This window comes from Planococcus sp. MB-3u-03, assembly GCF_002833405.1.
Lineage (GTDB): Bacteria > Bacillota > Bacilli > Bacillales_A > Planococcaceae > Planococcus.
In genome coordinates this window covers 201,694-218,627 of the sequence record NZ_CP025135.1, presented here as the reverse complement: position 1 = coordinate 218,627, position 16,934 = coordinate 201,694, and the positions used below count along the sequence as shown (strand labels likewise).

Sequence of the window (16,934 nt, the reverse complement as noted above, 5' to 3'; positions counted from 1 at the left end):
GCCTAAGGAGGAACTTCCATGAACAATGTCAAAAAGATGAAAAACACCAACCGCAGCGTGTTGCTAGGCGCTGCATTCTTGATGGCGACTTCCGCTATCGGGCCAGGGTTCTTGACCCAAACGACCGTTTTCACTGAAACCTTATTGGCTTCATTCGGTTTTGTCATCCTCATTTCCATCATCATCGATATCGGTGCGCAAACGAATATCTGGCGCATCATCGCCATTTCCGGCAAGCGCGCACAAGACATCGCCAATGACGTCCTGCCAGGGCTTGGCTACGTGCTGGCGTTTCTCGTCGTCATCGGCGGCCTTGCCTTCAATATCGGGAATATCGCCGGTGCCGGGCTCGGTACGAATGTGCTGTTCGGCATTTCCCCGGAACTCGGCGCCGGTCTTAGCGGCTTGCTAGCCGTCGGGATCTTCATGGTCAAAGAAGCGGGACGCGCCATGGACCGCTTCGCCCAGATTCTCGGCTTCGTCATGATTGCATTGACCGTCTACGTCATGATCACGGCACAGCCACCCATCGGTGAAGCCGTTGCAAAAACCTTTGTGCCTGACACGATCGACATTTTCGCCATCGTCACGCTCGTCGGCGGAACGGTCGGCGGCTACATCACATTCGCCGGCGGCCACCGCCTGATCGATGCCGGCATGACCGGCAAACGGCATTTGCCGGAAGTAACGCGCAGCTCCATCTATGCAATCGGTGTCGCTTCGATCATGCGCGTCATCCTGTTCCTCGCCGTACTCGGTGTCGTCTCGCAAGGGCTTGCGCTCGACCCGGACAACCCGCCGGCTTCTGTGTTCCAGCTCGCCGCCGGCAATATCGGCTATAAGATCTTCGGCGTCGTCATGTGGGCAGCCGCTGTCACTTCGGTCGTCGGCGCTGCTTACACATCCGTTTCCTTTATCCGTTCGTTCAGCCCGGTACTCGAAAAATATCACCGCTACTTGACCATCGGCTTTATCGTCATCTCGACCATCGTTTTCATTTCCATCGGGCGCCCGGTCTTGATCCTCGTGCTTGTCGGCTCGCTCAACGGCTTGATCTTGCCGATCGCGCTCGGTGTCATGCTGATCGCCGCACACAAAAAGAAAATCGTCGGCGACTACAAACACCCGCTGTGGATGACAATCTTCGGTGTCGTCATCGTTATTGCCATGTCCTGGATGGGCGGTTACACATTATTGAACGGCATCCCGCAATTATTCAAATAAGGAGTGGTTGAAACATGCAATTCACATCTCCAGAAGAGCTGCGCAGCGCCATCAGAACAGGCGAATTCCAAGCACCGACTTCCGGCTTTGCCCCAGGATTCATCCAAACGAATCTGGCCATTTTGCCGAAAGACATGGCATTTGAATTTCTGCTGTTCTGCCAGCGCAACCCGAAATCCTGCCCGGTCATCGATGTCACAGAACCCGGTTCGTTCGTTCCGGCCCTGTCAGCACCGACTGCAGACTTGCGCACTGACATTCCCAAATACCGTGTCTACCGGGATGGCATATTGGCGGAAGAGACGACAGATATCCGCTCATTATGGACTGACGATATGGTGGCATTCCTGCTTGGATGCAGCTTTACATTCGAAGAAGCGCTGACACAAAACGGCATCCCGATGCGCCATCAGCAACAAGGCTGCAACGTGCCGATGTACAAGACTTCGATTCCTGCCGTTCCAGCTGGCCGCTTCCAAGGCCCGACCGTCGTCAGCATGCGCCCGATCAAAGAACAAGACATCGTCCGCGCGGTCCAAGTGACGAGCCGCTTCCCGAACGTCCACGGTGCGCCCGTCCACATCGGCAATCCCGAATCGATCGGCATCCAAGACATCACAAAGCCCGATTTCGGTGACGCGGTGGAAATCAAGCCAGGAGAAGTGCCGGTCTTCTGGGCATGTGGTGTGACGCCTCAAGCTGTCGCCATGGAAAGCAAGCCTTCCTTGATGATCACCCATGCACCAGGCCATATGTTCATCACTGACTTAAAATCAGAAGACTTCAGTGTGTTTTAAACAATTGAAAAAGCGCTTGTATGGAAAATTTCCATACAAGCGCTTTTTGTTTTTCTGTTTAACTATCCATCAATTGCTGGCGGATGCGAATCGCCACTTGCTTCCAATACGACGGTTCATGCGGCACGAAGTCGGACAAGCCGAGCTTTTGCTGCATTAGCTGTCTGCCATCCTGTGTTTCAAAAAAACCATGGGCATCGATGGTCTCCGTTTGCTTCATGCACAATTCAAAGAATGCCCGGAAATCGACAGCCGCCATGCCCGCTACTTCCTCGGGCTGCAGACGATAATCCGCCAGGTCGATTGACGTGCCTTCGTATAGATGAATGTAAGCCCGCTCACGATCGGTGAATCCAGATAGCGAAATCTCGTCGTTCACCACACCAAGCGGCGTCAATTGCTCAAATGCCACCGTCAAGCCAAGCTCTTCCTCAATTTCCCGGACGCCGTCTTTCATCGATTCGTGGGCTGCGATATGTCCTGCTGCTGTTATGTCAAAAAGCCCCGGAAAATCCGCTTTGTCCTGGCTTCTCAGCTGGAGGTGAATCATGGTACGGCCCAATTCACGCGACACGACCCAACAATGAAAGGTCTCGTGCCACAAGCCTTGGCGATGGACTTCATCACGAGTCGCGACGCCTGTCAACGCGCCATCCTCTGTCACGCAGGCGATTTTTTCAATAGCCATCGCGCAATCTCCAAAACACCAGCTCTTTCGACTGCGCGGTGCGTTCAAACCCCAGTTTTTCAAGCACGCAGATCGAAGCTGTATTGTCTTCGTAGCATTCCGCCGTCACTTCACGCACTTCCGGAAATGAAAAAGCCCAATCAATCAAGCCTTGCACGCCTTCTGTAGCGTAGCCATTCCCTTGAAAAGATTCTTTTACGCCGTAGCCGACTTCCACTTTTCCGGCTTTATCCGGACGCCCTTTAAACCCCATATCGCCAACCGGCGCGCCGGATTTATCGAAAGCGATCCATGCGCCCCAGCCGTAAAGCCGCTGATCTTGTTTCAAATCATCCAAATGCAGGCTGATATGCGCGCCCATTTCGTAGCTGCCGTATAAATTGCGGTACAGTTCTTCGCTTATCGGGACCAGCTTCAGCCGCTCCGTCTGGATTTCTTTCGGTAATGAATTGGTGTTCATGCGCTTTGCCTCCTTGCCTTGCTTTGCTCAGTCCATGCTTTTATAAAATGCGAGTGCTTCTTCTATTATATCGCGGTCATACCCTGACCGCTCATGAATGCGCTCCACCCATGCGTCAAAGGAAGGGGCAGGCTCTTCCTGGAACAAGCCCTCGTTCGTGCTGAGCTCACTTTGCCAATCGTTGAATTCCCAATGGGCGGTGTCGCCTTCGAAAGGGACACGGACTTCGATGAGCGGCGTTTTGCCGAGCTGATGCTGCGAATATTCCGCTGCCTGCCAAAATGCTTCTTCGCCGATTGGCTCGAGTGAATACTTCTGCACCGACAATTTGCCGCCGGGACGTTGATAGATGATCGTCAGGCCATCCGGCTCAGCCGACAACTGCACGTCCGCTCCTGGAAAAAACCCTGATTGCGGGGCATCCGAGAAAGCTGGATCTTGCGAGTCTACTAAAATCGGCTGTATCCATTGGTCCCCTAAATCGCATAGAAAACGCCGGCCTTTTTCATCGAGCGCCAATACCACTGCATGCGCTTCTTCTGTGCTAAGTTCGGAACCAATCGCATAAGCCTCGATCCCAGCCTCGCGAAATTCCGCAATCAGCCAAAGCGCCAAGTCAAAGCAATTTCCGCCAAGCCCATGCGCTTCACGATGCTCCCGCATTTGCTCGACGCTTCGCTGCTTTTTCAACCCGGCCCGCTCATAATTCCAAGCCTTCACCAAATTATCCATCGGCAGCCCATCAAAGCGCCGCCATACATTCAGAAGATGTTCACCTGCCTGCATTTCCCAATCCCCTCTCCTCATCCATCTCCCATTACTTTCGATTCGAGACATCTATATTCCTGCATGAAAAAAAGAAGGCCGGAGCCTTCTTTTCAAGTCTTGGCGAATCGCCTCTTCGCATATATATAGGTTACTGCCAATGCTGCGACGAGCACGCCGCCTTTAATGATGTCGAATGCATAATAAGGCAAGTTTTGGATCGTTAGCCCGTTGAGCAAAATCCCGATGACCGCTGCACCGAAAAACGTACCGAGGACATTCGGCTTTCCGGCGCCCAAAACTGCATATCCGACGAATACTGCCGCCACTGCTTCCATCAGCAGCGGTGCTCCCGCATCAATCTGGCCTGAGCCGACGCGTGCAGTGAACAAAATACCCGCCATCGACGCCAACGCACCGGAAACGACATAAGCAATCGTTTTCACTTTTTTGACATTGACGCCCGACAAGGTCGCCGCTTCCGGATTGCCGCCAGTCATATAAAACACGCGCCCCCATCTCGTATGCTGGAGAATGACGTAAGCGACCGAGACGATAGCGAGCATGATCCACACTGGCACCGGCAAGCCGAATAAATACCCTTGTCCAATCCATAAAAATGCAGAGGACATTTCACCCGGCGCCGTACCTCCAGACGTCAAGGGCATGTAATTGTAGATCGAATAGCCTTCCGTATAGGTTCTGTGAAGTCCCGCGACAATATACATCATACTGAGCGTCGCGAGCAAATCTGGAATGCCGACGATGACAATCAGGAAACTATTGAATAAACCAACAAGCACACCGATCACCAGCGGCAACAAAAGAACAAGCCACAGCGGCAAATCGTACCAGACCATCAATGAAGCCGTGAACACCGTCGACAGAGACATCGTTGAACCGACAGAGAGATCAAACCCATCCACCACCAAAGTGAACGTTACCCCAAGCGCCAACAAGGTGACGATGGAAATCGAACGCAGAATGTCGGTGAAGTTGCCATAGCTGAAAAAGGCGCTGCTAATGGAGCTGAAATATAAAATGATGATTGCGAGTAAGCCGAGCGCCCCGTATTTATACAGAAATCCGATGACTTTCTCTTGTGTCGTGTGCTGTTTGGACAGCTTCTTCTCCACCGCTTGCATATAACAAAATCCTTTCCTGGGTCGCTTGTTCCCTTGTTAATTCCTTGACGATGCGGCCGTCGCACATCACGAGAATGCGATCGGAGATGCCAAGCGCTTCTTGTATTTCACTCGTGAAGTACAAGCAGGATTTTCCACTTTCCGCCAACTCACGGATCAGGTGGAAAATATCCACTTTCGCTCCGATATCGACGCCTTTTGTCGGTTCATCAAATAGATAGAGGCGTGAATCCAACGACATCCATTTGCCGATTGCCACTTTTTGTTGGTTGCCTCCGCTCAACTGTGTGAGTGGTGTGTTTGTATCAGACGTTTTGACTTTCAACTTGTCAATAATCGAGTGGGCAAATTTTTGCTCCTCTGCTTTTTTCATGAACAACCGTCCAGAGAACTTGCGTAAATTCGGAAAACTGGCGTTCGTTTCAATCGATTCATGTACGAAGAGCCCTTCTTTGCGCCGCTCTTCGGGAATGAGCGCAATTCCGGATTTGATGGCGTCAGCTGGATGCTTCAAGCGCAGCGATTGACCGCCGAGCGACACGTTACCGCGGATGGTTTCTGCAGCGCCGAACAGCGCTTTAGCAAGTTCGGTTTTTCCTGCCCCCACCAGCCCAACGATGGCGACGACTTCACCTGATGCTGCCGTGAAGGAGATTTCTTTTAATTTTCTTCCATCAGACAAACCTTCCACTTTCAGCAAGGTATCTTGTACGGCATGTTCCACGTGCCGCAATTCACGGCTCAGCGTGCGCCCGAGCATCGCTTCGACGACTTGTTGTTGTTCGGCTTGTGCTGTATCGAATTCCGCAACATGGCGGCCATCGCGCATGACGGTGATGCGGCTGCACAGCTCGAACACTTCCGGCAAACGGTGCGAGATAAAGATGCAGCCAACGCCTTGTGAACTGAGCGCACGGATCACTGAGAACAGCTTATCCGCTTCATGGACCGACAGCGGGGCCGTCGGTTCATCAAAAATAATGACTTTCGCTGAATGAACCAGCGCACGTGCGATGAGCACCAATTGCTTGTCCGCTAAGCTAAGTTGCGCGACCTTCTGCTCTACATCGATATGGTCAGATTGGAGACGCGACAGTGCTTCGCGCGCACGGACGTGTATGTTCCGTTTGGAAACGAACAATGGGCCAGCTGCTGCAAAGCTGTCGAGCAAGATGTTTTCAGCGACACTCAACTCTGTAATTAGCGCGGTGTCAACTTCCTGATAGACGCAATAAATGCCGTTCTTTTTTGCTGCTTTCGGTGAATTCAATGCAAGTTCTGCACCGTTCAAACGAATCGTTCCGGCGTCTTGCGGATAGACGCCTGATAGCACTTTGATCAATGTGCTTTTGCCGGCGCCATTGACGCCAAGCAAAGCATGAATTTCACCACTTTCCAGCGAAAACGCCGCTCCGTCCAGCGCTTTGACAGGACCGAAACTTTTCATAATTTCCTGCATTTCCAATAACTGGCGACCCATTGTTGTACCTCCCTTCTCAAAAGCCATTAACCCTTTTCTTTAGCGCCCTTCCAATTCTTCAAGCGCTGTGGTGTAGCCTTGCTCGCTCACGCCCCAGCCTTCAATGTATTCGCCCAATTCTTCTGTAGTCACTGCTGTCTCCGGCAGTTTGTCCGCATCGATGAAGATCGGTTCAAGCGTTACTTGTTCTTCCGGCGTCTCGCCACCGATCAATTGATACGCATAGCGCACTTGGATGCGGCCGATATCCTGAGGGTCAACTGCTGCCGATGCCGCCCACGGGCTGCCGTCTTTTTGGATCATCTGCAGATCTTCATCGCTCATATCGATGCTATACACCTTGATGTCGTCGCGTCCTGCTTGTTCAATCGCGCGCACGGCGCCTTTGGCGAACTCATCCCATGCTGCCCACACCGCTGTGATTTCGCCTTCTTCAGGGTATTGCTTCAACACCGCTTCCATCTGCGCTTGCGTATCGAGCGCCGTGTTTTGGGTAGCGGCACCGAATGCCGTCACTTCCTGGATGCCTGGATTGTCAGTGAGGAATTGTTCGTATGCCACTTGGCGGCGTTCCATGGGCGCAAAACCGGCTGTCCAGATTTTTACGATATTCGCTTCCCCGCCATGATCTGCAGCTAATTTTTCGAGCGTCAACTCTGCCATTAATTGATCGCCCTGTTCAAGCGACACTACGCCATCGACATCCACGCCTGCGTCAAAAGCGACGACCGGAATGCCTTGCTCTACTGCGCGTTCGACCCCTTGGTTCAAAGCTTCTTTCGTTCCGTGGTCGATCAAAATGGCATCAAACTCTTGGTTGATCGATGCATCCAAATTGGACGCCATTTTCGCCAGGTCACCGTCTGAAGTGAACACCGTCACGCTGCCGCCAAATTTTCCGACCTGTTCCTCTACACCTGCAATATATTGTGCCGAAAAAGTACCGAGGTTTTGCTGCATGATGAGTGCGACTTTCTTTCCTGAAAGCGGATGGTCCGCTGCCGCTTCCGGAGTTTCCGAATCTGCATCTTCTGCCGTCGCTTCCCCCTTTGGCTGGCATCCTGAAAGTAAGATGGCGAGCACTAAACCGAATAAAATGAACCACGCTGATTTGTTTTTCATATTGTTTCTCCTTTTAGCGGCGCCGCATAAAGCTGGGCCTCGATAGTTTGTTCATCGTTCGGGCGGATGACGCCGCGCTCGGTGATAATGGCGGTAATGTATTTTGCTGGGGTGACATCAAAAGCTGGATTGAACACTTTCGTTCCGGCCGGTGCGATTTGCTGCGTGCCGATTGTTGCCACTTCTTCCGCCGCCCGTTCTTCGATCGAAATGGAGCTGCCGGTTTCTAGCGATAAGTCGAATGTCGAGACAGGGGCCGCTACGTAAAAAGGAATGCCGTATGCCTGTGCCAAAATCGCTAAATTAAGCGTACCGATTTTATTGGCCGTGTCGCCGTTTGCCGTAATGCGGTCCGCGCCGACGATGATCGCTTCGATTCCTTTTGCAGCAATCGTGTGAGCCGCCATGCTATCGGTGATGAGCGTAACGTCGACTCCTGCCTGCTGCAATTCCCAGACGGTCAAGCGCCCCCCTTGGAACAGAGGACGGGTTTCGCATGCATACACTTGAAACTCTTGGCCGCGTTCTTTGCCGAGATGGAACGGTGCGAGTGCGGTGCCGTATTTGGCTGTCGCGATCGATCCGGCGTTGCAGATTGTCAATACTCTCTCTTTGTCTGCAAGCAATTCGAGAGCATGTTCACCGATATTGCGGCATGCCGCTTCGTCTTCATCGCGGATGAGTTGGGCTTCTTCAATCAGCTGTGTTTTTGCCTGGGCAACGGTTCCCGTCTGTTCGATCCGATTGATTAAGCGTGCGACCGCCCAGGCCAGGTTGACCGCTGTCGGACGGGAAGCGATGAGGTAGTCAGCATCTTTTTTTACATCCTTGCGGAATGACTCGATGTCCACCGTCTGATGCCGTCTTGCCGCCAAAGCCAAGCCATAAGCGGCTGCAATGCCGATCGCCGGTGCTCCGCGCACTTTCAACTGAAAAATCGCGTCGTGCACTTGTTCCAAAGTTTCAAGCGTTTCGTATTGGACGGCCTGCGGAAGCAGCCGCTGATCCAAAATGGTTAGTTGTTCATCTTTCCAGATAACCGATAACGGAATGGTCATTTGCTCAGCTCCTTGATCGCCGCTTCCAGTTCAGCGATGGAATGATAGCTGCGGCGAGTTTCGATCAATGCTTCCCCGGCTTTCAAGGTTTGCCGCTTGCGGTCGATGCGTGTTGACTCGTCTGCAATATCATCCAAGTCGCGGACATGCGCCAAGCCGATCGTCCGGCGGATCAATTCACATCCGGCAAAGCCAATCGCATCGTGGAAGATTTTTTCGATGGCGTATTCGCGGTAACCGGCCGTCGTTTTATACGTTTCGATTCCGTCGCTTTCCCACAAGCTTGAAAACTGCTCTTCGAACACTTGCCATGTTTGTGTGATGTCTTGCACAATCAGTTCACGTTCTTCGCCGCTGCGCGTAATCGCCTGAACGATCAAATTGGCGAGGAACAATCCGATATCAAAACCGATCGGCCCGTAAAAGGCGAACTCCGGATCGATCACTTTTGTTTGTTGCTCATCGACGAAAATACTGCCGGTGTGCAGATCGCCATGCAAAAGTGCTTCCGCTTCCGTCAAAAAGCTGCGCTTCAGTTTAGCCACTTCGAATTTCAGCGGCTCATTGTTCCAAATCGTCTGAACCTCTTCGCGCAGCGGCTCTTCAAAGTCATTCGTCTCGTGGTCGAAAAACGGATCGGTGAAAATCAGGTCTTCCGTGATTTTGCACAGCTCCGGATTGGAGAACTCAGCCGCAAGCCGCTTTTTCTCGAACGGATGCAAGCCGAAATCCGAGGTGTGGAACAAAGTGTGCGCCAAATAGCCGCCGATATGTTCCGCAAGCTTCGGGTAATGCTTGCCGTCAATCAAGCCGTTGCGCAAAATTGTCAAATGCGACAAGTCTTCCATGACCGTGACAGCAAGCGCAGCATCCGTCGCATACACTTTTGGCACATGGCCTTTTGCGAGCTTGCCGTGCAGCTTCAAGGCATTCGCTTCAATGGTCGCCCGGTGAAGCGTCAGCGGCCAGCTTTCGCCGACGACTTTCGCATAAGGCAAAGCTTGCTTGATGATGAGCCCTTGCCCGTTCGCAGAATCGCTGATGCGGAATACGTAATTCAAGTTGCCATCTCCGATTTCTTCACTTTGCAATGCAGCTTCAGGGGCAAAAACGCCCAGCTCATGTGCCAGCTGAATCGCTTGTTGTTCAGTCAATGCTTTGTATGTAGATGATGCTGTAAGTGTCATATATTATTTGCCTCTTTTCTGTAGAATAATAAAAAGCCTCTTTCCCGAAAGAAAGAGGCGCAGAATAAGAGATCCCATGCCTCTTATCTTTCAGAAATGTACATTTCTGATGGAATTAGCACCGTGCCTTGCGGGAGTGTTCCCGGCGCCAAAGCGCCCCGTCTCACAACGGTATTACGGTCGGTTGCTGGGCGTCATCGGGCCATTTCCCTCTGCCTGCTCTTGATAAGAGTTTGCTATGCAACATTTATGAAGTTCTGAAACGAATGCTAGCATGATTCAGAATTCATTGTCAATAAAATATTTTGAAAAAATGAAAATCTTTCCGCTAAAGGCGAGTTCGCTACTCGGGTTGTCTATGTCGCTGAGTTCCATCTGATCTTCCGTGGACTCCCGTGGCGATGGGTGGATGAATCTCCTTCTTGAAATGACCAGGGGATATTTTTCAGATATTTTGATTTCCTTCGTTGACAGATACTGCTTGCCATGGAATAATCAGAATTACTTTGCAACACCAACAATTCTATATTCTATTCTTATTCAGAGCAGGTGGAGGGACAAGCCCTACGAAGCCCGGCAACCGGTCCGATCATGGACACGGTGCTAATTCTTGCAGCCAACACAATTGAGTGGCTGGGAAATAAGAAGGCGTTAATTCTTAACCTCTTCTTATTTGTGAAGAGGTTTTTTTATGTCCACTAAGCAGGAGGGTTATTCATGAGCGGTGTTATCGCAACATATCAATTATTCGGCAAAGCCGGTTCATTCGAAAAAAAAGCAGAAGCCATTGCACTCGGTTTGACGGTTGGATCGTGGACCGATTTGCCATTGCTCGAGCAGCAGCAATTGCAACAGCATAAAGGGCGCGTCGTGTCGGTCGAAGAATTCTCGCACGTCACCCATCCCACTAAGCACGGAGTCATCCAAGCCCATTTGAAAATCCATTACCCGGCGGCCAATTTCTCAGCGGATCTGCCAGCCATCCTGACGACCGTTTTTGGCAAGCTGTCGCTCGATGGCGAGATCAAATTACTTGATTTGGATTTTGAGGAATCCTTGCTCCGCCAGTTCCCAGGCCCGCGTTTTGGCATTGACGGCATTCGCGACACGCTTGGCGTCACGGGGCGCCCGCTCGCCATGAGCATTTTTAAAGGCGTCATCGGACGTGACCTCGATTATTTATCAGATCAACTCCGTCAACAGGCACTCGGCGGCGTCGATTTGGTGAAAGACGATGAGATTTTATTCGACAACCCGCTGACGCCGTTTGACAAGCGCATCCTAGCAGCACGTCGTGTGTTGGACGAAGTGTACGCAGAAACCGGCCATCGCACGCTCTATGCCGTCAATTTATCCGGACGGACGTCGAGCTTGCGCGACAAGGCGCGGCGGGCACGTGAACTCGGGGCGGATGCTTTATTGTTCAATGTCCATGCCTACGGATTCGACGTCTTGCAGGAACTGGCTGAAGACGAAGAAGTGGCACTCCCGCTGATGGCACATCCCGCATTCAGCGGCGCCTACACGTCATCTGATTTTTACGGCGTTTCCACGGCGCTGGCACTTGGCAAACTGACACGACTAGCCGGAGCCGACTTTAGCTTATTCCCATCCCCTTACGGCAGTGTGGCACTCGAGAAACAAACGGCATTGCAGCTCGGGCGCGAACTAGTCAGCAACAGTCCATTAAATCGCAGCTTCCCGGTGCCATCTGCCGGCATCCACCCGGCACTCGTGCCCTTGCTTTTGGAAGACTACGGCATCGACAGCATCATCAATGCCGGAGGCGGCGTCCATGGCCATCCGGACGGCGCTGCTGCCGGCGGAAAAGCATTCCGCCAAGCGATCGACGCCGCCCTTCAAGGACAGCCTTTAACAGAAGCCGCCAAACACCAAGAAGAATTACAAAAAGCTTTAGCATTATGGGGTGAGACCGTATGAACAAACCGGTAATATTTTGCGACTTCGACGGAACGGTGACTTCCCGCGATAATTTGATCGCCATTATGAAACAGTTTGATCCGCCGGGTTGGTCGCCGATAAAAGATCAAATTCTTGATCAGCGCATTTCCATACGTGAAGGCGTCCAGCAAATGTTTTCCTTGCTGCCTTCTTCCGCCAAACAACAAATCATCGCCTACACGCTCGACCAAGCGGAAATCCGTGAAGGCTTCGCCGATTTTGTCGCCTACACGAAACGCCACGACATCCCGCTCTATATCGTCAGCGGAGGCATCGACTTTTTCGTCTATCCATTGCTCGAGCCATACGGTCCATTCGCTGGAATTTATTGTAACGAAGCGGATTTCTCGAATGACAAGATCCATATCCGTTTCCCACACGGCTGCGACGAACAGTGTGACAGTCAAGGCTGTGGCTGCTGCAAACCATCCGTCATGCGTCGCATCATGTCGGAGCAATCGACGAGCATCGTCATCGGTGATTCGATTACCGACCTGCAAGCCGCCAAGCAAGCAGACCTCGTCATCGCCAGGGATTTTCTGATCGACAAATGCGAGGAGCTCGGCATTGCATATGAAGCCTTCAAAAGCTTCCACGACGTGACGGATATTCTCGACGCCAAGCTAGGGGTGATTTCATGAGTGCTTACGAAACCCGCTGGCAAGAACTTGCCGAAGTGAAGCGATCGCTCGCTGCGCGCGACTGGTTTATGGGTACGAGCGGCAATTTGGCGATCAAAGTATCAGATGAGCCGCTCGAATTTCTTGTCACTGCCAGCGGCAAAGACAAATACAAAGAAACAGCCGAAGATTTCCTGCTCGTCGACAAAAACGGGCAGCCGACACAAGATAGCAATCTTAAGCCTTCAGCCGAAACATTGCTGCACCAAGCCATTTATTCAGAAACATCAGCCGGCTGCAGTTTGCATGTCCATACCATTGCAAACAACGTCATCTCCGAGCTCTATGGGGATGGCGGGTTCATCCAATTTCAAGGACAGGAACTGATCAAAGCTTTCGGCTTATGGGAACAAGACGCCAAGCTAACGATCCCGATCATTCCGAACTACGCCGACATTCCAAGGCTCGCAAATGAATTCCAAAACTTCGTCAACGCCGATAAAGGCGCCGTCCTGATCCGTAACCACGGCATCACCGTGTGGGGGAAAGATGCTTTTGAAGCGAAAAAACTGCTTGAAGCGAGCGAATTTTTATTTCAATATCAACTGGCGCTCCGCCAATTCAAATCCTAAAACAAGAGAGGAAGATTCATCATGGCCATCATTAAAATTCAAGGAACAGAAGAAACAATCGAAGCCCAGCAAGAGGTTGCCGCATTTCTCGAAAGCCAGGAAGTCGTCTACGAGCATTGGGATATCCATAAATTGCCGGAGCCATTGCGCGAGAAATTCGACTTGAGCGACGAGGAAAAAGAACAGATCCTTGAAGCATTCCGTTCAGAAATTGATGACATCTCGGCGCGCCGCGGCTACAAAGCGGCAGACGTCATATCTTTGTCCGACTCGAACCCGAAATTGGACGAGCTTTTGAAAAACTTCCAACGCAAGCATATCCACACAGACGATGAAGTTCGCTATATCGTCAGCGGCCACGGCGTCTTCATCATCCAAGGCAAAGACGAGCGCTTTTTCGAAGTCCACCTGACTCCGGGCGACTTGATTTCCGTACCGGAAAACATCACACATTATTTCACGCTCGCCGAAGACCGCAAAGTCGTCGCCGTGCGCATCTTTGTCACCACGGAAGGATGGGTTCCGGTCTACGAGGACGAAACCGTCAAAAACTAAAGAAACAACCGAAAAAGACATGCCTCCTGTTAACGGGGGCATGTCTTTTATGCTTTTTCTTAACATTTTGTTGGTATTGCGGAGATTAAAATTCAGTGAAAACGGAGATTTTCAATCGTTCAATACGCTTTTTCGTTTGCGGATCTGGTATGTATTCAATTGCTGAAATAGTTTCGATACAGAATGCTGTCCGGCATTGAATTGCACAGCGTATTCGAAATTATGCTCTTTAGCTATTTTTCGGATGATTTTTCCTTCCAGTTGAAAAGGTTCACCCAACAATTCAAAGCTACAGATTACCTGTTCATACAACGCGAAATCAAGATAGGCTTCGAACACAAGCCCTCCGGCACTCAGGCTGGAAATATCTACAAGAACCTCTTCTTTCTCAGATACCCCTACCTTGCCGCTGATCGCGCGGACAAAAGACACGCGAAAAAATTCCCTACGGTTGTCGCTCACATCGTTTCTCCCTTTCCCCCAAGCTTGTTACATATACAAATTGAGCAGCAAGCCTTTTATTTCCCCTACCGTTTCGAGTATACCAATATATTCCACTTCATTATCCAGTAATTGATCTTGAAGCGCAATCACTTTTTCATCAATGATTTTCACAATTTGATGAGGCGGCGCCCCGTCACCGAAACCAGACGCAGCCTGGTCGCTTAGCTGGAGCCCATGGCGGAGCGATTCATTAAGGAATTGCTTGATGGATTGTTTATACGCAACCAAGTTTTCCAAAGTCCTGTGTTCAGCCAGGCGTTTTCCGCGCTGTTCGACATTCGCGAATAAGGGCGTGAGCGCATCTCGCCGGAGTTCGGTCCGGGACTGCTTCATGGCCTCTGCAAATGCACCGCCTGGCGGTTTAGCAATTGCCGTATTGGGTTGTTCTGAAGGCCTAGGCCTTGCTGCATCAATGCGCATCTACATGTCCCACCTATCGAATCTGTCTTTTCTTTTCTAATTGGACGGCGACTTCCGCTTCGCCGATCGGCAATTCCAGAAGCTTCGCGATATGGGCAGCCGAGAAGCCTTGTTTCGTCAGCTGACGGACTTTCTCGCGCCGGCTTGTTTCAACTGGAGGCTTATCGGCAGAACGAACTGCGCTTTTCGGCTCTTGCGCTGGGTCTTCCATTTTTTCTAACTGCGCCATTTTCGCTTCCGTTTGCTCCAGCCGATCCATCAATTTGTCGTATAAGGCATCGTTTTCCTGTTCGACGGCTGTGATAAATTCCGCCATAGCCGCTTCCAGCCGATCGGACTCCTGCTCGATCATCAGCTTTCTCGACATTATCAGTTTGACGTTCAGCAATAACAATAAAGTGCTGACCACTATCAACAGTGCTATCATCTGCTCCCTGCTTTCCTTCAATTAATAATGTTCATGGACCGATAGCATCGCTGCGTGCAACCGGAGCATCGCTTTTGAATGCAATTGCGACACTCTGGAAACGCTGAGCCCGAGAATCTCTGCGATTTCAGTCAGCTTCATTTCTTCAAAATAACATAAAGAAACCGTCAATTTCTCTTTTTCCGGCAATGTGGCAATGGCTTTGGCCAACGCCTCTTTGGTCATCTGTCCAGACAGCTCGCGTTCCGGCGAACCGATAGTGGCGCGCGGCATGCGCTCTTCCAAATTCGACTGGTCATCATCCATCGACAGCATTGCCGATAAGGCAGCTTCTGAGACGGCGCGGTTCAATTCTGCCGGGGTCATCCCCAAGTACTCGCTCACTTCTTGGTCACTGGCACTTTCGCCTTTCTGTTGTTCCAGTTCGGCGTATGCTTTTTCGATTTTTTTCACTTTGTCCCGCAAGGAACGCGGCAGCCAGTCGCTTTTCCGGAGGCCATCGATGATTGCGCCTTTGATCCGCCAAGCGGCATAGGTTTCGAACTTCCAGTCTTTCTCCGGCTTGAATTTATCGAGTGCGTCCAGCAAGCCTTCATAGGCGTAGCTTCGGACTTCGTCTTTGTCGACGGTTTTCGGCAGGCTGATAAGAAAGCGTTGAATCACATAATCCACCAAGGGCAAATACTTCGCGACTAAATAATCGCCGGCATCCCGTCGTCTCTGCGCTATAGGCATTGAATGTCGACTGAAGCCGCAAATTACTCGCGCTCGTGCGCAGATTCGAGAACGCCAAATTCTGTTCACGGATCGCTTCTTGCTGCCACTCCGTCCATACTTTTTGCTGCATCAATTTATCTAAAGGCATTTTCTGTATTTGCATCATTTGTTTAACGATGGAGTCGGTATCCATCCCAGAAGCTAATCCGCCTACGCGCATATCGTCCACTCCATTTCCATAATCCTGTTACTCTTACTATCGGCAAGATAAGCGATTTTTTTAGCAGGAAAATGAATCTTTTTAACATATACGTTAAAACTGTTCGCTGTTTTGACATATAAATAAAAAAAACCGACTCCCACGCGGGAATCAGCTTTTGAAGATTATAAAGTATTGTAAAAGCGTTGAACGCCTGTGGTCCAGTGGTTGTTGAGGCCAGTGGGATCGTTCGCCGCGCCGACCGGAGCATATTTCGCGCCGATCTGGGCGATGCTTTCCTTGCCTTGGTTCAAGTAATTCTGCCGCAAATTGCGCGCCATATCGTAGATGCTATCCGCCACTGTTTCGTAACTGCGGAGACCGTTCTTGCCCATCATGCCGGCAATATTGTTTTTCTCATTCGCCGCTCTCGATGAACCATTTCCGGTTTCATGCACCGCAATCGCTGACAAGAGTTTCGGGTCGATATCGTATTTCTTTCCGGCTTCGATAAAATGTACAGCCGCGCCGCTCAATTTCCCGGCGAGTTGCTCATCGAGTTTTAAAAACTGGACCGGGCGGAATTTCAAATCACTTTTATCCGCACTACTGGTCGCCACGTCTTTATGCTCCATCGTCAAATTCGCGACGGCTGGATTATAGGAATTCCTTGGCGCCATGAAGGACAGGCCATTCGCAGCCGGCGCTTGCTGCGTGAGCATTTGCGTCTGCTGGACATTCTCCATCATCGCCGCCATCAATAACATCAAAAACGAACCAGGCCCCGCCATTCCCGGCCCCTGGTTGTTCGCAGCTCCACTTCCATTCATCGGCGTCGACTGCTGAAGCGAACTCATCGCCGACTGAAACAGCCAATTTGAATTGATCGGCCCCATCATAATTCTTCCACACCTTCCGTTTCCATTTGTTCGTTTAGTTTACAAGAATCTTTTGGAAAAAAGAATAGGCGGA

Annotated in this window: 20 protein-coding genes and 2 riboswitches; of the genes, 6 read left to right on the top strand and 14 right to left on the bottom strand. The window is 51.1% G+C overall.

Annotation, left to right across the window (positions count from 1 at the left end):
• The first annotated feature begins 18 nt into the window (after positions 1–18).
• Together CW734_RS02370 and CW734_RS02365 are read left to right on the top strand one after the other, a co-directional pair.
• Positions 19–1,224 (top strand): NRAMP family divalent metal transporter, encoded by a 1,206-nt coding sequence (locus CW734_RS02370; protein WP_101189263.1) that lies wholly within the window; start codon positions 19–21, stop codon positions 1,222–1,224.
• 14 nt (positions 1,225–1,238) lie between these two features.
• Positions 1,239–2,021: a putative hydro-lyase gene (locus CW734_RS02365; RefSeq protein WP_101189262.1), complete on the top strand. Its 783-nt coding sequence runs from the start codon at positions 1,239–1,241 to the stop codon at positions 2,019–2,021.
• Between the two features lie 58 nt (positions 2,022–2,079).
• Here CW734_RS02365 and CW734_RS02360 read toward each other — a convergent pair whose 3' ends face one another.
• The 8 genes from CW734_RS02360 to mtnK form a co-directional block, all read right to left on the bottom strand.
• On the bottom strand, positions 2,080–2,709 hold the full coding sequence (locus CW734_RS02360) for an NUDIX hydrolase (protein ID WP_101189261.1): 630 nt from the start codon (positions 2,707–2,709) through the stop codon (positions 2,080–2,082).
• Complete coding sequence (locus tag CW734_RS02355) at positions 2,699–3,169, bottom strand: GNAT family N-acetyltransferase (RefSeq protein WP_101189260.1); 471 nt, start codon at positions 3,167–3,169, stop codon at positions 2,699–2,701. The genes CW734_RS02360 and CW734_RS02355 overlap by 11 nt, the downstream gene beginning before the upstream one ends.
• A 27-nt stretch (positions 3,170–3,196) precedes the next feature.
• Complete coding sequence (locus tag CW734_RS02350; RefSeq protein ID WP_101189259.1) at positions 3,197–3,955, bottom strand: hypothetical protein; 759 nt, start codon at positions 3,953–3,955, stop codon at positions 3,197–3,199.
• A gap of 92 nt (positions 3,956–4,047) precedes the next feature.
• Positions 4,048–5,079, bottom strand: coding sequence for an ABC transporter permease (locus CW734_RS02345; protein ID WP_101189258.1), 1,032 nt, complete (start codon positions 5,077–5,079; stop codon positions 4,048–4,050).
• Complete coding sequence (locus tag CW734_RS02340; protein ID WP_101189257.1) at positions 5,009–6,559, bottom strand: sugar ABC transporter ATP-binding protein; 1,551 nt, start codon at positions 6,557–6,559, stop codon at positions 5,009–5,011. The genes CW734_RS02345 and CW734_RS02340 overlap by 71 nt, the downstream gene beginning before the upstream one ends.
• A gap of 39 nt (positions 6,560–6,598) precedes the next feature.
• On the bottom strand, positions 6,599–7,681 hold the full coding sequence (locus tag CW734_RS02335) for a sugar ABC transporter substrate-binding protein (RefSeq protein ID WP_101189256.1): 1,083 nt from the start codon (positions 7,679–7,681) through the stop codon (positions 6,599–6,601).
• Positions 7,678–8,739, bottom strand: coding sequence for an S-methyl-5-thioribose-1-phosphate isomerase (gene mtnA / locus CW734_RS02330; RefSeq protein WP_101189255.1), 1,062 nt, complete (start codon positions 8,737–8,739; stop codon positions 7,678–7,680). Before mtnA ends, CW734_RS02335 begins: the two co-directional genes overlap by 4 nt.
• A complete protein-coding gene (mtnK, locus tag CW734_RS02325; protein ID WP_101189254.1) occupies positions 8,736–9,926 on the bottom strand; it encodes an S-methyl-5-thioribose kinase in 1,191 nt (396 codons plus the stop codon). The genes mtnA and mtnK overlap by 4 nt, the downstream gene beginning before the upstream one ends.
• An 80-nt stretch (positions 9,927–10,006) precedes the next feature.
• A riboswitch (SAM riboswitch) is annotated at positions 10,007–10,158 on the bottom strand.
• A 301-nt stretch (positions 10,159–10,459) separates the two neighbouring features.
• A riboswitch (SAM riboswitch) is annotated at positions 10,460–10,573 on the top strand.
• Positions 10,574–10,643: 70 nt separating this feature from the next.
• Here mtnK and CW734_RS02320 point away from each other — a divergent pair.
• Genes CW734_RS02320 through CW734_RS02305 form a run of 4 tightly spaced genes read left to right on the top strand, consistent with a single transcriptional unit; the run spans position 10,644 to position 13,695 of the window.
• The gene (locus CW734_RS02320; RefSeq protein ID WP_101189253.1) at positions 10,644–11,867 is read left to right on the top strand and encodes a 2,3-diketo-5-methylthiopentyl-1-phosphate enolase; all 1,224 of its coding nucleotides are present in this window, start codon (positions 10,644–10,646) and stop codon (positions 11,865–11,867) included.
• Positions 11,864–12,529, top strand: a complete 666-nt coding sequence (locus tag CW734_RS02315) for a 2-hydroxy-3-keto-5-methylthiopentenyl-1-phosphate phosphatase (RefSeq protein ID WP_101189252.1) — start codon at positions 11,864–11,866, stop codon at positions 12,527–12,529. The genes CW734_RS02320 and CW734_RS02315 overlap by 4 nt, the downstream gene beginning before the upstream one ends.
• Positions 12,526–13,140, top strand: a complete 615-nt coding sequence (locus tag CW734_RS02310) for a methylthioribulose 1-phosphate dehydratase (RefSeq protein ID WP_101189251.1) — start codon at positions 12,526–12,528, stop codon at positions 13,138–13,140. Before CW734_RS02315 ends, CW734_RS02310 begins: the two co-directional genes overlap by 4 nt.
• Positions 13,141–13,161: 21 nt before the next feature.
• On the top strand, positions 13,162–13,695 hold the full coding sequence (locus CW734_RS02305) for a 1,2-dihydroxy-3-keto-5-methylthiopentene dioxygenase (protein ID WP_101189250.1): 534 nt from the start codon (positions 13,162–13,164) through the stop codon (positions 13,693–13,695).
• A gap of 111 nt (positions 13,696–13,806) precedes the next feature.
• Here CW734_RS02305 and CW734_RS02300 read toward each other — a convergent pair whose 3' ends face one another.
• From CW734_RS02300 to CW734_RS02275, 6 genes are all read right to left on the bottom strand, one after another.
• Entirely contained in the window at positions 13,807–14,157 is a 351-nt protein-coding gene (locus tag CW734_RS02300; protein ID WP_101189249.1) for a PilZ domain-containing protein, read from the bottom strand.
• Between the two features lie 27 nt (positions 14,158–14,184).
• A complete protein-coding gene (locus CW734_RS02295) occupies positions 14,185–14,619 on the bottom strand; it encodes a YaaR family protein (protein ID WP_101189248.1) in 435 nt (144 codons plus the stop codon).
• Positions 14,620–14,632: 13 nt separating this feature from the next.
• The gene (locus tag CW734_RS02290) at positions 14,633–15,046 is read right to left on the bottom strand and encodes a DUF6115 domain-containing protein (RefSeq protein WP_101189247.1); all 414 of its coding nucleotides are present in this window, start codon (positions 15,044–15,046) and stop codon (positions 14,633–14,635) included.
• 21 nt (positions 15,047–15,067) lie between these two features.
• Positions 15,068–15,709 (bottom strand): FliA/WhiG family RNA polymerase sigma factor, encoded by a 642-nt coding sequence (locus tag CW734_RS02285; protein WP_308302129.1) that lies wholly within the window; start codon positions 15,707–15,709, stop codon positions 15,068–15,070.
• Positions 15,639–15,983: a flagellar cap protein FliD N-terminal domain-containing protein gene (locus CW734_RS19545; RefSeq protein ID WP_308302130.1), complete on the bottom strand. Its 345-nt coding sequence runs from the start codon at positions 15,981–15,983 to the stop codon at positions 15,639–15,641. The genes CW734_RS02285 and CW734_RS19545 overlap by 71 nt, the downstream gene beginning before the upstream one ends.
• Positions 15,984–16,147: 164 nt before the next feature.
• On the bottom strand, positions 16,148–16,861 hold the full coding sequence (locus CW734_RS02275; protein WP_101189245.1) for a glucosaminidase domain-containing protein: 714 nt from the start codon (positions 16,859–16,861) through the stop codon (positions 16,148–16,150).
• Positions 16,862–16,934 lie beyond the last annotated feature (73 nt).

What these genes read in the sequence shown, in the direction of transcription:
- CW734_RS02315 (WP_101189252.1), top strand. Translation starts at nt 11,864, where the DNA reads ATGAACAAACCGGTAATATTTTGCGACTTCGACGGAACGGTGACTTCC.
- CW734_RS02360 (WP_101189261.1), bottom strand. Translation starts at nt 2,709, where the DNA reads ATGGCTATTGAAAAAATCGCCTGCGTGACAGAGGATGGCGCGTTGACA.
- CW734_RS02305 (WP_101189250.1), top strand. Translation starts at nt 13,162, where the DNA reads ATGGCCATCATTAAAATTCAAGGAACAGAAGAAACAATCGAAGCCCAG.
- CW734_RS02370 (WP_101189263.1), top strand. Translation starts at nt 19, where the DNA reads ATGAACAATGTCAAAAAGATGAAAAACACCAACCGCAGCGTGTTGCTA.
- CW734_RS02275 (WP_101189245.1), bottom strand. Translation starts at nt 16,861, where the DNA reads ATGATGGGGCCGATCAATTCAAATTGGCTGTTTCAGTCGGCGATGAGT.
- CW734_RS02295 (WP_101189248.1), bottom strand. Translation starts at nt 14,619, where the DNA reads ATGCGCATTGATGCAGCAAGGCCTAGGCCTTCAGAACAACCCAATACG.
- CW734_RS02350 (WP_101189259.1), bottom strand. Translation starts at nt 3,955, where the DNA reads ATGCAGGCAGGTGAACATCTTCTGAATGTATGGCGGCGCTTTGATGGG.
- CW734_RS02310 (WP_101189251.1), top strand. Translation starts at nt 12,526, where the DNA reads ATGAGTGCTTACGAAACCCGCTGGCAAGAACTTGCCGAAGTGAAGCGA.
- CW734_RS19545 (WP_308302130.1), bottom strand. Translation starts at nt 15,983, where the DNA reads ATGCGCGTAGGCGGATTAGCTTCTGGGATGGATACCGACTCCATCGTT.
- mtnK (WP_101189254.1), bottom strand. Translation starts at nt 9,926, where the DNA reads ATGACACTTACAGCATCATCTACATACAAAGCATTGACTGAACAACAA.
- CW734_RS02365 (WP_101189262.1), top strand. Translation starts at nt 1,239, where the DNA reads ATGCAATTCACATCTCCAGAAGAGCTGCGCAGCGCCATCAGAACAGGC.
- mtnA (WP_101189255.1), bottom strand. Translation starts at nt 8,739, where the DNA reads ATGACCATTCCGTTATCGGTTATCTGGAAAGATGAACAACTAACCATT.
- CW734_RS02355 (WP_101189260.1), bottom strand. Translation starts at nt 3,169, where the DNA reads ATGAACACCAATTCATTACCGAAAGAAATCCAGACGGAGCGGCTGAAG.
- CW734_RS02320 (WP_101189253.1), top strand. Translation starts at nt 10,644, where the DNA reads ATGAGCGGTGTTATCGCAACATATCAATTATTCGGCAAAGCCGGTTCA.
- CW734_RS02290 (WP_101189247.1), bottom strand. Translation starts at nt 15,046, where the DNA reads ATGATAGCACTGTTGATAGTGGTCAGCACTTTATTGTTATTGCTGAAC.
- CW734_RS02345 (WP_101189258.1), bottom strand. Translation starts at nt 5,079, where the DNA reads ATGCAAGCGGTGGAGAAGAAGCTGTCCAAACAGCACACGACACAAGAG.
- CW734_RS02340 (WP_101189257.1), bottom strand. Translation starts at nt 6,559, where the DNA reads ATGGGTCGCCAGTTATTGGAAATGCAGGAAATTATGAAAAGTTTCGGT.
- CW734_RS02335 (WP_101189256.1), bottom strand. Translation starts at nt 7,681, where the DNA reads ATGAAAAACAAATCAGCGTGGTTCATTTTATTCGGTTTAGTGCTCGCC.